Consider the following 13,807-nt stretch of genomic DNA (forward strand, 5'->3'; position numbering starts at 1 on the left):
GCCTCACAGGCGTTCGAAGGAGCGGCGCAGCTCCCAGTCGGTGACCGCGGCGTCGAAGGCGTCCAGCTCGACACGGGCCATGTTGCGGTAGTGGGCGACCACCTCGTCGCCGAACGCGGCCCGGGCGACGGGGCTGTTCTCCCACAGCTCGGCGGCCTCGCGCAGGGTGGTGGGGACGTGCGCGTAGTCGGCCGCGTAGGCGTTGCCGGCGCAGGGCTCGGGCAGCGGCAGTTCGTGCTCGACGCCGTACAGCCCGGCCGCGACCAGGCCGGCGACGGCGAGGTAGGGGTTGACGTCGCCGCCGGGCAGCCGGTTCTCGAAGCGCAGCGAGCGGCCGTGGCCGACCACGCGCAGTGCGCAGGTGCGGTTGTCGTGGCCCCAGGCGACGGCGGTCGGCGCGAACGAGCCGGGCTGGAACCGCTTGTAGGAGTTGATGTGCGGCGCGTACAGCAGGGAGAAGTCCCGCAGGGCGGTGAGCTGGCCGGCCAGGAAGTGCCGCATCACCGGCGACATGCCGCCCTCGCCGTCCCCGGCCATGGCGTTGCGGCCGTCGGCGTCGGTGAGCGAGAGGTGGATGTGGCAGGAGTTGCCCTCGCGCTCGTTGAACTTCGCCATGAAGGTGAGCGAGACGCCCTCCTGGGCGGCGATCTCCTTGGCGCCGGTCTTGTAGAGCGCGTGCTGGTCGCAGGTGACGAGGGCCTCGTCGTAGCGGAAGGCGATCTCGTGCTGGCCGGGGTTGCACTCGCCCTTGGCGGACTCCACGGTGAGGCCGGCGCCGGCCATCTCGTTGCGGATGCGGCGCAGCAGGGGCTCGATGCGGCCGGTGCCGAGGACGGAGTAGTCGACGTTGTACTGGTTGGCCGGGGTCAGGCCCCGGTAGCCGGCGTCCCACGCCTGCTCGTAGGTCTCCTTGAAGACGATGAACTCCAGCTCGGTGCCCACCTGGGCGGTGAGGCCGAGCCCGGCGAGGCGCTCCAGCTGGCGGCGCAGGATCTGCCGCGGGGCGGCGACGACGGGTGAGCCGTCGTGCCAGGCGAGGTCGGCGACGACCAGGGCGGTGCCGGGGTGCCAGGGGATGCGGCGCAGCGTGGACAGGTCGGGGTGCAGGGCGAAGTCGCCGTAGCCGCTGTCCCAGGAGGACATGGCGTAGCCGTCGACGGTGTTCATCTCGACGTCGACGGCCAGGAGGTAGTTGCAGCCCTCGGTGCCGTGGTGGAGGACCTCGTCGAGGAAGAAGCGGGCGGCGAACCGCTTGCCCTGGAGGCGCCCCTGCATGTCGGGGAAGGCCAGGACGACGGTGTCGATCTCACCGCTCGCGACGAGGGCGTGCAGCTCCTCGACGGAGAGCGGGGGCGTGCGGTCTGCCACGGGAGGGCCTCCTTCGGGGCTTCGGCTGCTTCCGCCGACCGGAAGCCATAAGGTATGGCGGGGAACCATTGCTTGGGAAGGGGGCACGGCCGGATGCCTGGGGACACGGGTGACACGGGTGACACGGCACCTGACCGGTTGACCCCGGTGCTGCGGCCGGTGCGGGCGGGCAACGGCTTCGAGGAGGCGCTGGAGCAGATCCTGCAGGTGGTCCGGCTGGGCCTGGTGCCGGACGGCGGGCGGCTGCCCGCCGAGCGGGTCCTCGCGGAGCGGCTGGGGATCAGCCGGGTGACGCTGCGGGAGGTGCTGAAGGTGCTCCAGGACCAAGGGCTGGTGGAGTCCCGGCGGGGCCGCTACGGCGGGACGTTCGTGCTGCCGCGCCCGCGGGGCGGCGCGGCGGGCGGCGAGGACGAGCTGCGCCGGCGGGTGGCCGGGGTCGACGTGGAGGACGTGCTGCGGTTCCGCGAGGTGCTGGAGGTCGGCGCGGCCGGCCTGTGCGCGGCGCACGGGACCGGCGGGGAGCGGGCCGAGCGGCTGCGGGCGGCGCTCGCCGCGACCCGGGACGCCCCGCTGGCCGACTACCGGCGCCGCGACACCCTGCTCCACCTGACGCTGGCCGAGCTGTCCGGCTCGCCGACGCTGGCCGCGCAGTACGCGGCGGTCCGGGCCGGGGTGAACGACCTGCTGGACTGCATCCCGCTGCTGGTGCGCAACCTGGAGCACTCGCAGCGCCAGCACGACGCCCTGGTGGAGGCGGTGCTGGACGGCGACGCGGACGGCGCGCGGGAGATCATGCGCGAGCACTGCGCGGGGACGGCGGCGCTGCTGAGGGGGTTCCTGACGTGACGGGCGCACGCCGACGCGGTCCGCACAGGGCCCAAAGGTTCGAGGACAGTCCATTGAGGCACCCCCGGGAGGGCGCATGGCCGGGCGACCGTTGATCGGTGTGAGCACGTACCTGGAGGCCGGGACCCGGTGGGGCGTGTGGCAGCTGGAGGCCGCGCTGCTGCCGGCCGGGTACCCGCGGCTCGTGCAGCGGGCCGGGGGCCTCGCGGCGATGCTCCCGCCCGACGCGCCCGAGCACGCGGCGGCGGCCGTGGCCCGCCTGGACGGGCTGGTGATCGCGGGCGGACCGGACGTGGAGCCGGTGCGCTACGGCGCCGACGCCGACCCCCGCACCGGGCCGCCCGCGCGGGAGCGGGACGCCTGGGAGCTCGCGCTGATCGGGGCGGCGCTGGCGGCGCGGGTGCCGCTGCTCGGCATCTGCCGGGGCCTGCAGCTGCTGAACGTCGCCCTCGGCGGCACGCTGGTGCAGCACATCGACGGCCACGCGGAGGTGCCGGGCGTGTTCGGACGGCACCCGGTCAAGCCGGTGCCGGGCACGGTGTACGAGGACGTGGTCCCGGAGCAGACCGCGGTGCCGACCTTCCACCACCAGGCGGTGGACCGGCTCGGCCGGGGCCTGGTCGCGTCGGCGTACGCGGAGGACGGCACGGTCGAGGCCGTGGAGTGGGGCACCGGCGAGACGGGCCCGGCCGGGGAGGGCTGGGTCCTCGGCGTGCAGTGGCACCCGGAGGCGGGGGACGACATACGGGTGATGCGGGCCCTGGTGGAACGGGCGGGGCGCGGGGGTACGCGCGCGTGAAGGTCGGCCGGGGCAGGTGCGGCTGAACGTCAGGCGGGCCGACTGTCGGGTGCACGCGTGCACGCGCGCGTGAACGCCGGCCGGAGCAGGTGCGGCTGAACGTCAGGCGGGCCGACTGTCGGGTGCACGCGCACGTGAACGCCGGCCGGAGCAGGTGCGGCTGAACGTCAGGCGGGCGGGCTGGCGAGGCACGCGCGCTGGAGGGCCGGCAGGGGCGCGCGCGGGAAGCTCAGCGGCGCCACCGACGCGTGAGGGCCAGCGGGGGCACGCGCGCGCGAAGCCGAGCAGCGCCCCTCACGCGTGCGTGCAGGCCAGCAGAGCCCCTCACGCCTGCGTGACGCCCAGCAGCGTCCCTCACGCGCGCGTGGGCCCCTACCCACGCGCGAACACCCCGCCGCGTCCCCACCCACGCGTGAAGCCCAGCAGCGCGTCACGTGCGCGTGAGCGTCAGCAGGTCGCGTGCCGGGCCCGTCGGGCGGTGGCCGGTCGGCCAGACCGCCCGCAGGTCCCGGCTCAGGGACACGTCGGCCACCGGGACGGCCACCAGCCGCCGCACGGCGAGTTCCTCCCGCACCACCAGCTCGCTCAGCACGGAGGGTCCCGCGCCGCCGACCGCCGCCGCCTTGACCGCCGTCGTCGAGGACAGCTCGATGAGCGGGCGGGCCAGCCCGCCCAGGGCCGCGTCCAGCACCTGCCGGGTGCCCGAGCCCTTCTCGCGGAGGATCAGGGGCGTCGTCGACAGCTCGGCGGCGGACAGGGGGGCGCGGCGGCGGGCCCACGGGTGGCCCGGGGCCGTCACCACGATCAGCCGGTCGTGGGCGACCACCGCCGAGTCCAGGCCCGCCGGGACCGTCAGGCCCTCCACGAACCCCAGGTCCGCCTCACCGGTCAGCAGCCGCTCCGCCACCGCCGTGGAGTTGCCGGCCAGCAGGGACACGGCCGTGTCGGGCCGCTGGGCGCGCAGCGCGAGCAGCCAGCCCGGCAGCAGGTACTCGGCGATGGTCATGCTCGCCGCGACCCGCAGCCGCGAGTCGCGCCGGTCGCGCAGCGCCTGGGCGCCCACGTCGAACGCCTCCGCCGCCTCGACGACCCGCCGCGCCCAGTCCGTGACCAGCGCCCCGGCGTCGGTGAGCCGGGAGCCGCGCGGTGAGCGGTCCACCAGCGCCACGCCGAGCTGGCGCTCCATCGACCGGACGCGGCTGCTTGCGGCGGGCTGGGTGATCCCGACCTCGCGCGCCGCCGCGCCGAGACTGCCCAGACGCGCCACGGCCAGCAGCAGCTCCAGCGCGCCGAGGTCGGGGACGCGGTGGGCCAGCGAGCCGGTCGGCGGGCGCCCGGTCCCGGTCGTGCCGCCTGTCGCGGGCCCGCGCTCGGCTCCGGCCGCTCCCGCCTGTCCCTCAGTCATAAGACCAGCTTATGTCCTCATAGAGACGTCCTCCCTGGTCGCGGAGCGGCCGCGGCGGCAGCGTGGAGGCATGGTCACCGCAGCCCGGCCCCGCTCCGTCTCCCCCGGCGTCCGCCCGCACGGGCCCGACCCGCGCCTGCCCGCCCTGCGGCACCTCGGCCCGAACTGGTACGCGTGCGTGATGGGCACCGCGATCGTGGCCACGGCCGGGGCCACGCTCCCCCTGCGGCTGCCGGGGCTGCGCGTGGCCTGCGGGGCCGTCTGGGCCCTCTCCCTGGTCCTGCTGGCCGTGCTCCTCGTGGCGCGGGCGCTGCACTGGGTCCACCACCGCGACCAGGCCCGCGCCCACCTCCTCGACCCGGCCGCCGCGCCCTTCTACGGCTGCCTGGCCATGGCCCTGCTCGCGGTCGGCGGCGGCGCGCTCGGCGTGGGCCGGGACTGGATCGGGACCGGGCCGGCCGTCGCCCTGGACGCCGTGCTGTTCGCCGCCGGTACGGCCGTGGGGCTCGCGGCCGCGGTCGCCGTGCCGTACCTCATGGCCGTACGGCAGCGACCCGGGAACGACGAGCCGGGGCGGCCGACGCCGGTGTGGCTGCTGCCGCTGGTGGCGCCGATGGTGTCGGCGGCGCTCGGGCCCGCGCTGGTGCCGTACCTCCCGGCCGGACAGGCCCGGGCGACGCTGCTGCTGGGCTGTGTCGCGCTGTTCGGGCTGAGCCTGGTGGCGACCTTCCTGATGCTGCCGCTGGTGTTCGCGCGGCTCGTCACCCGCGGCCCGCTGCCGCTCGCCCTCACGCCGACGCTGTTCCTGGTGCTCGGGCCCCTGGGCCAGTCCACCACCGCCGTGGGGCGCTTCGCGGACGTGGCGCCGGGCGTCGTGCCCGCCCCGTACGCCGACGGCTTCCGGGTGCTGGCCGTGCTGTACGGCGTCCCCGTGACCGGCTTCGCCCTGCTGTGGCTGTGCCTCGCCACGGCGCACGTGGTGCGGGCGCGGCGGCACGGGATGGGCTTCTCGATGACCTGGTGGGCGTTCACCTTCCCGGTCGGCACCTGCGTCACCGGCGCGGCGGCGCTGGCCCGGCACACCGGGCTGGTCGCCTACGACGTGCTCGCGGTCGCGCTGTATGTCCTGCTGGTCGGCGCGTGGGGCGTCGCCGCCGTGCGCACCGCGGGCGGGCTGCTCAGCGGCGCGCTGCTCGCAGGGCCGCGCCCAGTACCCGAGGCGCCTCGGTGAGCGAGGGGCCGTACCAGGTCAGGTGCCGTCCGCCGACGAGCGCGCACGGCAGGCCGGGGAACGCCTCGGGGCCGTCGTCCGGGGTGAAGCGGTACGGCTCGTCGGGGAGGACCACCAGGTCGGGGCGCGCGGCGCGCAGCTCGTCCAGCGACACCCTCGGGTAGCGCTCCGCGTGGCCGGCGTACAGGTGGTCCACGCCCAGCCGGGCCAGCACGTCGCCGGCGAAGGTGTCGCGGCCCAGCACCATCCACGGCCGACGCCAAACGGGTACAACGGCCGTCGTGCGGCGCGGGGGCGGGGCGAGGTCGGTCCATGCCGCCTCCGCCTCGTCCAGCCAGCGCGGGCGGCCGCCGGCCCCGCACGCCCGCAGCACGCGCTCCAGCTCGCGGAAGGCCGCCGGGACGTCGCGCACCTCGGTCACCAGGACGGGTACGCCCGCCGCGCGCAGGGCGGCGAGGTCGTCCGGGCGGTTCTCCTCCTCGTTGGCCACCACCAGGTCCGGGGCGAGGGCGGCGACGCGGTCGGTCTTCGGGTTCTTCGTGCCGCCGACGCGGGCGACGTCGAGGCCGGCCGGGTGGCTGCACCAGTCGGTGGCGCCGACCAGGGCGTCCGGCAGCGTCACGGCGATCGCCTCGGTCAGGGAGGGGACGAGGGAGACGACCCTCACCGGCGCTTGCGGTCGCGGACCGCCTCGATGTGCTCGGCGACGGCGACGACCACCACCCGGGTGTCCGGCACCGTGGCCCGCCAGCGGTGGCGGACCCCGCCGGTCAGGTACAGGGTGTCGCCGCGGCCCAGGCGGTAGGCGCGGCCCTCGGCCTCGATCTCCACGGCGCCGTCCGCGACGTACATCAACTGGTCGTTGCGGAACTGGAACTCGCGGCCGGCGTCGTGGTCGCCGGTGAACTCGGTCGCGTGCATCTGGTGGTGGCCGCGCACCAGGGACCGGGACTGCGGGTCGGGGCCGGGCTCGCCGATCTCCGCGCGCACGACGTCGACGCTGCACGCCGGGTCGGCGGCGGCGAGGAGTTCGACGGCCGTGGTGCGCAGTGCGTCGGCGACCTTCTCCAGGGAGCCGCGGCTGGGGCGAGCCCTGTCGTTCTCGATCTGGCTCAGGAAGGGCACCGACAGGCCGCTGCGCTCGGCCACGACGGCGAGGGTCAGGTCGAGGGCCCGGCGGCGGCGGCGCACGGCCGCGCCGACCCGCAGGGGCTGTTCTTTGTGGTCGCCCATCGCTCCGGCTCCCTCCTTCGCCCGTCGCTCCCCGGTCCGAGTGCCCCGCTGCGCGGGTACCGCCTCTGCTCGGTTCTCTGCACCCTACGCATGTTCGGCAAACCGTTTCATGTGCCCGTCACATCGACGACACGACGGGTGACGTCCCAGCGGCCGGTTCGCGCCAGTGGATCATCCCGGAGCGGTCGCCCGGGCGGGAAGCCGGGGTGCGGTTTCCCTGACCACTTCAGCGTACGGACGGCTCTCCGTGTTCCGCTCCGGGGGTGGGCACCGCGATCCGGGCGCCCCACGCGCCCGAGTTCGGGTGACGGCGTGGCTCTGCGTGGTTGGCCGGATCCTTGCCGTGGTGCCACCGTACGCACGAGGCGGGCCGCACCGTACGGCGTCGTACGGCGCGGCCCGCCTCCCGGGCGGTGGTCGGGTGGGTCAGGTCACCCGGCCGCCCCGCTGCCGGTCGCGGCCGCCGCCTCGCTGTCGGCCGCGCCGTCGTCGACCGGGGCCCACGTGTCGAGCAGGCCGGGGTGATCGGCGAGCCAGGCGCGCGCGGCGTCCTGCTCCTTGCCCTTGCCGGCCTGCTGGATCCGCGCCTCGAGGTCGGTGAGCTGCTGCTCGGTCATGGAGAAGTCCTTCAGCCAGCGCCCGGCCTCGGGGTTGTCCTCCACGAAGCCCCGGCGGGCGATCGTGTGCACGCCGTCGCCCTTGCCCCAGGCGCCCCGCGGGTCCTTGAGCTTCTTCAGGTCGTACTGGGCGTAGGCCCAGTGCGGGGACCACAGGGTGACGAGGACCGGCTGCTTCTTGGCGTAGGCCCGCTTCAGTTCGGCGAGCATCGCGGGGGTCGAGCCGTCGACGACCTCGTAGGAGCCCTGGAGGCCGTACTGCTTGAGCACCTTGTCCTTGAGCAGGCCCATCATGCCCGCGCTGGGTTCGATGCCGACGATCCTGCCGTGGAACTCGGCGGACTTGTTCTTCAGGTCGGCCAGGGAGTTCACGTCCTTCACGTACGAGGGGACGGTGAGCTCCAGGGACGTGGGGCCGTACCACTGGCCGAGGTCGTCGAGCCGCTTGCCGTACTTCTGCCAGTACTCGGCGTGGGTGGTGGGCAGCCAGGCGTCGGTCTGGACGTCGAGCTGGCCGGTGGCGAGGCCGGTGTAGAGGGGGCCGGCCGCGTACTGGGTGGTCGTGACCTTGAAGCCGCGCTGTTCGAGGATCTCCTTCCACAGGTAGGTGGAGGCGATGCCCTCGTCCCACGGGATGTAGCCGAGCTTGATCTCCTTGCCCCGGCCGACGTTCTCGCCGGTGGCCTCGGCGGTGCCGGACGGGCCGCCGAAGACGCCCAGTCCGCCCGCCACGAGCGCGAGGGCGGCGACGCAGGCCACGGCGACGGCCGGACGCGGGCGGTGCGACCAGGCGGTCGTGCGGGCCTTGGCGGCGGCGCGCCGGCCCAACGGGGACAGCCGGGTGCCGAGCGCGCCGGTGAGCCGGTCCAGGTAGATGGCGAGGACGACGATGCCCAGGCCGGCCTCGAAGCCGAGGCCGATGTCGAGCTGGCCGATGGCCTCGTTGACCGCGCCGCCCAGTCCGCCGGTGCCGACCATGCCGGCGATGACGACCATCGACAGGCCCAGCATGATGACCTGGTTGACGCCCGCCATGATCGTGGGCAGGGCCAGCGGCAGCTGGACGCGCAGCAGGGTGTCGCGCGGGGTCGTGCCGAACGCCTCGGCCGCCTCGACCAGTTCGGCGTCGACCTGGCGGATGCCCAGCTCGGTCATGCGCACGCCGGGGGCCAGGGCGAAGATCAGGGTGGCGACGACGCCGGCCGGCACACCCATCCCGAAGAACAGGATCGCCGGGATGAGCAGGACCATCGACGGCATCGTCTGGAGCAGGTCCAGGACGGGCTTGACGGTCGCGCTGACCGCCCGGGAACGGGCGGCCCAGATGCCCAGCGGGAGGGACACGGCGAGCGCGATCAGCGTGGCGACGAGCACCAGGGACAGCGTGGACATCGCCTGGTCCCACAGGTCCAGCGAGTCGATCAGGGCGAAGCCGGCGAAGGACAGCGCGCCCGCGACGAGACCGCGCAGCCACCAGGCGAGTACGGCGAGGATGCCCGCGAGCAGCAGGGGCTGCGGGGCGGTCAGGACGGCGTCGATGCCGTCGTACATGCCTTCGACGACGGCCTTGACCGCGTCGAACAGCCAGGACAGGTGGGTCACGAGCCAGTCGACGCCGGAGTCGACCCAGTCGCCGAGGTGGAGCCTAGGCATGCGCGGCCACCTTCCCGTCGGGGGCGTCGCAGGGCACGGGATCGGCCGTCTCGTCGCCGAGGAAGCCGAGCAGCCGCTGCCGCGGCACCACCCCGACGAGGCGGCCCGCCCCGTCCACGACCGAGACGCGGTGCGGCACCCGGGCGCTGATGGCGCACAGCTCGGTGAACGGCGTCGTGGGGCTCGCGGTCTCGCAGCGGCACAGCGGGGCGTCCGCCGTGCCGGAGGTGTCCATGACGGCTCCGGCGGTGAGCACCCGGGAGCGGTCGACGTCCTGGATGAAGGAGGCCACGTAGTCGTCGGCCGGGCGCAGCAGGATGTCCTCGGCCGTGCCGTTCTGCACGATGCGGCCGTCGCGCATCACGGCGATGCGGTCGCCGAGGCGCATGGCCTCGTTGAGGTCGTGGGTGATGAACACGATGGTCTTCTTCAGCGTCTTCTGGAGCGTGAGCAGCTGATCCTGCATGTCGCGGCGGATCAGCGGGTCCAGGGCGCTGAAGGACTCGTCCATCAGCAGCAGGTCGGCGTCGGTGGCGAGCGCGCGGGCCAGACCGACGCGCTGCTGCATGCCGCCGGACAGCTCGTCCGGCCAGGACGTCTCCCAGCCGGCCAGGCCGCACAGCTCCAGGGAGCGGGCGGCGCGTTTCTCGCGCTCGGCGCGGGGCACCCCCTGCACGGCGAGGCCGTAGGCGGCGTTGTCGAGGACGCTGCGGTGCGGGAAGAGGGCGAAGTGCTGGAACACCATGCTGATCTTGCGGGCGCGGACCTCGCGCAGCTCGCGGTCGCCGAGCGCGGTCAGGTCGCGGCCGTCGAAGCGGACGTGCCCTGCGGTGGGCTCCAGCAGTCCGTTGAGCATCCGCAGCAGCGTGGACTTGCCGGAGCCGGACAGGCCCATGACGACGAAGATCTGGCCGGGGTCCACGGTGAAGGAGGCGTCGATCACGGCGGCGGTGGTGCCGTCGGCGCGCAGCTCCTCCCGGTCGGCTCCGGCTCGCAGCCGTTCGACTGCCTGGTCCTGTCGTCTGCCGAACACCTTGTACAGGTGGTCGGCCTCTAGCCTGGCGGACACATGCACCTCTCCGTTGGGGGACAAAGAAAAGGAACGGTCGACGGCTGCCCGCAGGTGAACGTGTAACCGGCACCGATCCGACGCGGCGCCTGCCCAAGTGGCCGAGGGGCAAACGCACGAGTGAGCGGGGTCACGATCGGACGTGCGCGCGGGTGGGTGACCGCCCGGCGGCGGGCGGCGGGTGGTGCGCGGCCGTCGGTGACGGGTGCGGGCGGCCGTTGGTGACGGGTGGCTGTCGGTGCCGTGCGGCATGATGCGAGCGTGACCGGACGACTGATGCTCCTCGACACCGCCTCGCTCTACTTCCGCGCGTACTTCGGCGTGCCCGAGTCCGTGAAGGCACCGGACGGCACGCCGGTCAACGCGGTGCGCGGGCTGCTGGAATTCATCGACCGGCTGGTGCGCGACCACCGGCCCGACCTGCTGGTCGCGTGCATGGACGCGGACTGGCGGCCGCAGTGGCGCGTCGACCTCATCCCGTCCTACAAGGCGCACCGCGTCGCCGAGGAGCACCCGTCCGGGCCGGACGAGGAGCAGGTGCCCGACACGCTGTCGCCGCAGGTCCCGGTCATCGAGGCGGTGCTGGACGCGGTCGGCATCGCGCGCGTGGGCGTCGCGGGCTACGAGGCGGACGACGTGATCGGCACGTTCACCGCGCGGGCCACCGGTCCGGTCGACATCGTCACCGGCGACCGGGACCTGTACCAGCTGGTGGACGACGCGCGCGGGGTGCGCGTGCTGTACCCGCTGAAGGGCGTGGGCACCCTGCAGATCACCGACGAGGCGGTGCTGCGCGAGAAGTACGGGGTGGACGGGCCGGGGTACGCGGACCTGGCGCTGCTGCGCGGCGACCCGAGCGACGGCCTGCCGGGCGTGCCGGGCGTCGGCGAGAAGACGGCGGCCAAGCTGCTGGCGGAGTTCGGCGACGTCGCGGGGATCATGGCGGCCGTCGACGACCCCCGCTCCAAGCTCACCCCGGCCCAGCGCACGCGGCTCGCCCAGGCACGCCCCTACGTCGAGGTCGCGCCGAAGGTCGTCCGGGTGGCCGACGACGTACCGCTGCCGCCGGTGGAGACGGCCCTGCCGCGCACCCCGCGCGACCCGGAGGCGGTGGCGGAACTGGGCGCCCGCTGGGGCCTCGGCGGATCACTGCACCGCCTCCTCGGCACACTGAGCGCGTAGGCCTGACTTTCCGATCACTTGAAAGTCGCGGGACCCTGCCGAGTGTTAACTTAGGTGAACCTAACCACCTCTGGGAGGCCGCCATGGCAGAGCGTCCGGCACGGAAGCCACGCAAGCCCCACTCCGCGCAGGTCGTCCGCACCGAGCGGCTGACCCCGCACATGCAGCGCGTGGTGCTCGGCGGCGACGGCCTCGCGGAGTTCACCGCGGGCAGCTGCACCGACCACTACGTCAAGCTGCTGTTCGGCGCGCAGGGCGTGACCTACCCCGAGCCCTTCGACCTGGAGCGGATCCGGGCCGAGTTCCCGCGGGAGCAGTGGCCCGTCACCCGGACCTACACCGTGCGCGCCTGGGACCCCGAACACCGCGAGCTGACCCTGGACTTCGTCGTGCACGGCGACGAGGGCCTGGCCGGTCCGTGGGCGGCGCGCGTCCAGCCGGGCGAGACCGTCCGCTTCATGGGCCCCGGCGGCGCCTACGCCCCCGACCCGGAGGCCGACTGGCACCTGCTGGCCGGTGACGAGAGCGCGCTGCCGGCCATCGCGGCCGCGCTGGAGTCGCTGCCCCGCGGCGCTTCGGTCCGCGCCTTCATCGAGGTGTCCGGGCCCGAGGAGGAGCAGAAGATCGACTCCGACGTCGATGTCGTCTGGCTGCACCGGGGCGACCGCCCGATCGGCGAGCCGCTGGTCGAGGCCGTGCGGGCGCTGGACTTCCCCGAGGGGCGGGTGCACGCGTTCGTCCACGGCGAGGCCGGCTGCGTGAAGGAACTGCGCCGGCTGCTGCGCGTCGAACGGCAGATCCCGCGCGAGGACCTGTCGATCTCCGGCTACTGGCGCCTCGGCCACAACGAGGACGGCTGGCAGGCGTCGAAGCGGGAGTGGAACGCCCGCGTGGAGGCGGAGCAGGAGCCGACCGACCCGACGGCCTCCTGACGGGACGGTCACCGTGCCCCCGCCGGGCCCAACGCCGTTGTCGGACACGGCTGTTACGGTCCGGGCCATGACGGACGACGAGAGCACCGACAGCAGGGGCGGTCACGACGGCATCGCGTGGCTCGGCGAGCGGTGGGCGGGTGACGGCCCGGACCCGCTCCTCGGGGTCCAGGCGGGCCTGGCGTTCGCCGAGGGCATCGCCCCCCAGGACCTGGCCGTCGTGTTCGGCGCCGTGCCCTGGGAGCTGCCCGAGCCGGTGAGCGCCGCGGCCAAGGCGGTCTACGACCGCACCCATCCCCGTACGGAAGTACCGGACGAGCCGTACCTCACCGCGTACGGCCGGGAGGGCAACTGGTCCTTCCTCGCCGGGAACTTCGACTACCTGCTCCACTTCCGCGAGGGCTTCGCCCTGCCCCCGGGAACCGGACGGGCCGTCCTGCTCTACAACATCTCCGCCAAGGGCATGGACTGCATGGCCTACTTCGAGGACGGACGGCCGGTGTGGCGGGGCGAGCTCCGCCGGTCCTTCGACGCGCAGGAACTGCGCGACGGCGGGCACTACTTCGGCGGCGTGCCGCAGATGGCGTTCCTCGACCCGGCGATGCGCGAGGCGGGCTGCCTCCCGGACGTGCGGGACGTCGACGGGCGGCCGGTCCTCCGGGGCGACGGCTGGATCCCCGACTGGCGGACCCGGTTCCTGAAGGGCCTCGGGACCGCCTTCGGCATCTCCGTGTCCCAGGAGGTCTTCGACCGGGGCGGGTACCCCCTGACCGCCGTCCACTGGGCCTGAGCCGCGCGACCGCGCCCCCCAGGCCGTCCTGTCCCCCGCCCCTCAGGCCGTCGAGTCCTCGCGTACGCGTGCGTGGAGGTGCATGTCGTGCCAGCCGTCCTGGTGGAGGGCGGCGCTGCGCTTGGTGCCCTCCAGGGTGTAGCCGGTCTTCGTGGCGACGCGGCAGGAGGGCTCGTTGGCGGTGGCGTGCATCAGCTCCAGCCGGTGGAAGCCGATCTCCCCGAACGCCCAGCGGGTGAGCGCGGCCAGGCCGCGCACCGCGACACCCCGGCCACGCGCGTCCGGCGCGGTCCAGTACGCCACCTCGGCCGACCCCTCGCCCAGCTCGATGGTGCGCAGCGCCACCCGCCCCAGCACCCGGTCGGTGTCCTCGTCGGCGACGGCCCACTGGGCGGTGCGCTCGGCGGCCCAGCTCGCCCGCCACTCCTCGATCCAGCCGGCGACCTCCTCCACCGAGTCGGCCGACCGGATGTGCCACTGGTGCATCAGCGGGTCCTGGAAGACGGCGTGCACGGCGGGGGCGTCGTCGGCCCGCCAGGGGCGCAGGAGGAGTCCGTCGCCGGTGGCGAGGACGGGCTGCGCGGAGCGGGAGAGGGTGCCCGCGGGCAGGACGGGAGCGGCGGTGAAGGGCATGATCCATATCCTGCCCACGCCGACCGGGGCCCCCAAGCGGTTTTCGGCC

General features: G+C 74.4%; 13 protein-coding genes. 6 read left to right on the forward strand and 7 right to left on the reverse strand.

Annotation, left to right across the window (positions count from 1 at the left end):
• Window positions 1–3: 3 nt before the first annotated feature.
• A complete protein-coding gene (locus tag E4U91_RS06915; protein ID WP_137306006.1) occupies window positions 4–1,368 on the reverse strand; it encodes a glutamine synthetase family protein in 1,365 nt (454 codons plus the stop codon).
• A gap of 93 nt (window positions 1,369–1,461) precedes the next feature.
• On the opposite strand from E4U91_RS06915, the gene E4U91_RS06920 reads away from it, so the two are divergent.
• Both E4U91_RS06920 and E4U91_RS06925 read left to right on the forward strand, forming a co-directional pair.
• On the forward strand, window positions 1,462–2,214 hold the full coding sequence (locus tag E4U91_RS06920) for a FadR/GntR family transcriptional regulator (protein ID WP_137306007.1): 753 nt from the start codon (window positions 1,462–1,464) through the stop codon (window positions 2,212–2,214).
• Window positions 2,215–2,290: 76 nt separating this feature from the next.
• Entirely contained in the window at window positions 2,291–3,013 is a 723-nt protein-coding gene (locus E4U91_RS06925; RefSeq protein ID WP_137306008.1) for a gamma-glutamyl-gamma-aminobutyrate hydrolase family protein, read from the forward strand.
• A gap of 430 nt (window positions 3,014–3,443) precedes the next feature.
• Here the strand turns inward: E4U91_RS06925 and E4U91_RS06930 are convergent, their stop codons facing one another.
• Window positions 3,444–4,418, reverse strand: coding sequence for a LysR family transcriptional regulator (locus E4U91_RS06930; protein ID WP_241678523.1), 975 nt, complete (start codon window positions 4,416–4,418; stop codon window positions 3,444–3,446).
• Between the two features lie 70 nt (window positions 4,419–4,488).
• Here E4U91_RS06930 and E4U91_RS06935 point away from each other — a divergent pair, with 70 nt between their 5' ends.
• Entirely contained in the window at window positions 4,489–5,649 is a 1,161-nt protein-coding gene (locus E4U91_RS06935) for a TDT family transporter (RefSeq protein WP_137306009.1), read from the forward strand.
• Here the strand turns inward: E4U91_RS06935 and E4U91_RS06940 are convergent.
• The 4 genes from E4U91_RS06940 to E4U91_RS06955 form a co-directional block, all read right to left on the reverse strand.
• Window positions 5,597–6,316: a helical backbone metal receptor gene (locus E4U91_RS06940; protein ID WP_137306010.1), complete on the reverse strand. Its 720-nt coding sequence runs from the start codon at window positions 6,314–6,316 to the stop codon at window positions 5,597–5,599. The two genes, E4U91_RS06935 and E4U91_RS06940, sit on opposite strands and share 53 nt — an antisense overlap.
• Window positions 6,313–6,882 (reverse strand): helix-turn-helix domain-containing protein, encoded by a 570-nt coding sequence (locus E4U91_RS06945; RefSeq protein WP_137306011.1) that lies wholly within the window; start codon window positions 6,880–6,882, stop codon window positions 6,313–6,315. The genes E4U91_RS06940 and E4U91_RS06945 overlap by 4 nt, the downstream gene beginning before the upstream one ends.
• A 431-nt stretch (window positions 6,883–7,313) precedes the next feature.
• Complete coding sequence (locus E4U91_RS06950; RefSeq protein WP_137306012.1) at window positions 7,314–9,152, reverse strand: ABC transporter permease/substrate binding protein; 1,839 nt, start codon at window positions 9,150–9,152, stop codon at window positions 7,314–7,316.
• Entirely contained in the window at window positions 9,145–10,221 is a 1,077-nt protein-coding gene (locus E4U91_RS06955; RefSeq protein WP_137306013.1) for a quaternary amine ABC transporter ATP-binding protein, read from the reverse strand. Before E4U91_RS06955 ends, E4U91_RS06950 begins: the two co-directional genes overlap by 8 nt.
• 261 nt (window positions 10,222–10,482) lie before the next feature.
• On the opposite strand from E4U91_RS06955, the gene E4U91_RS06960 reads away from it, so the two are divergent.
• The 3 genes from E4U91_RS06960 to E4U91_RS06970 all read left to right on the forward strand — a co-directional run bounded on the left by E4U91_RS06960 (window position 10,483) and on the right by E4U91_RS06970 (window position 13,125).
• A complete protein-coding gene (locus E4U91_RS06960) occupies window positions 10,483–11,403 on the forward strand; it encodes a 5'-3' exonuclease (protein ID WP_241678524.1) in 921 nt (306 codons plus the stop codon).
• An 83-nt stretch (window positions 11,404–11,486) separates the two neighbouring features.
• Window positions 11,487–12,335 carry a siderophore-interacting protein gene (locus E4U91_RS06965; RefSeq protein WP_137306014.1) on the forward strand — a complete coding sequence of 283 codons (849 nt, stop codon included), beginning with the start codon at window positions 11,487–11,489 and terminating at the stop codon, window positions 12,333–12,335.
• Between the two features lie 67 nt (window positions 12,336–12,402).
• Complete coding sequence (locus tag E4U91_RS06970) at window positions 12,403–13,125, forward strand: hypothetical protein (protein WP_241678525.1); 723 nt, start codon at window positions 12,403–12,405, stop codon at window positions 13,123–13,125.
• Between the two features lie 42 nt (window positions 13,126–13,167).
• On the opposite strand, the gene E4U91_RS06975 is transcribed toward E4U91_RS06970, so the two are convergent.
• Entirely contained in the window at window positions 13,168–13,758 is a 591-nt protein-coding gene (locus tag E4U91_RS06975) for a GNAT family N-acetyltransferase (RefSeq protein WP_137306015.1), read from the reverse strand.
• Window positions 13,759–13,807: the final 49 nt, after the last annotated feature.

It is taken from the genome of Streptomyces lasalocidi (assembly GCF_005280215.1).
GTDB classification, from domain to species: domain Bacteria; phylum Actinomycetota; class Actinomycetes; order Streptomycetales; family Streptomycetaceae; genus Streptomyces; species Streptomyces longwoodensis.

Coding starts and splice junctions, on each gene's coding strand:
- E4U91_RS06920 (WP_137306007.1), top strand. CDS start 1,462: ATGCCTGGGGACACGGGTGACACGGGTGACACGGCACCTGACCGGTTG.
- E4U91_RS06925 (WP_137306008.1), top strand. CDS start 2,291: ATGGCCGGGCGACCGTTGATCGGTGTGAGCACGTACCTGGAGGCCGGG.
- E4U91_RS06930 (WP_241678523.1), bottom strand. CDS start 4,418: ATGACTGAGGGACAGGCGGGAGCGGCCGGAGCCGAGCGCGGGCCCGCG.
- E4U91_RS06935 (WP_137306009.1), top strand. CDS start 4,489: ATGGTCACCGCAGCCCGGCCCCGCTCCGTCTCCCCCGGCGTCCGCCCG.
- E4U91_RS06945 (WP_137306011.1), bottom strand. CDS start 6,882: ATGGGCGACCACAAAGAACAGCCCCTGCGGGTCGGCGCGGCCGTGCGC.
- E4U91_RS06950 (WP_137306012.1), bottom strand. CDS start 9,152: ATGCCTAGGCTCCACCTCGGCGACTGGGTCGACTCCGGCGTCGACTGG.
- E4U91_RS06965 (WP_137306014.1), top strand. CDS start 11,487: ATGGCAGAGCGTCCGGCACGGAAGCCACGCAAGCCCCACTCCGCGCAG.
- E4U91_RS06970 (WP_241678525.1), top strand. CDS start 12,403: ATGACGGACGACGAGAGCACCGACAGCAGGGGCGGTCACGACGGCATC.
- E4U91_RS06975 (WP_137306015.1), bottom strand. CDS start 13,758: ATGCCCTTCACCGCCGCTCCCGTCCTGCCCGCGGGCACCCTCTCCCGC.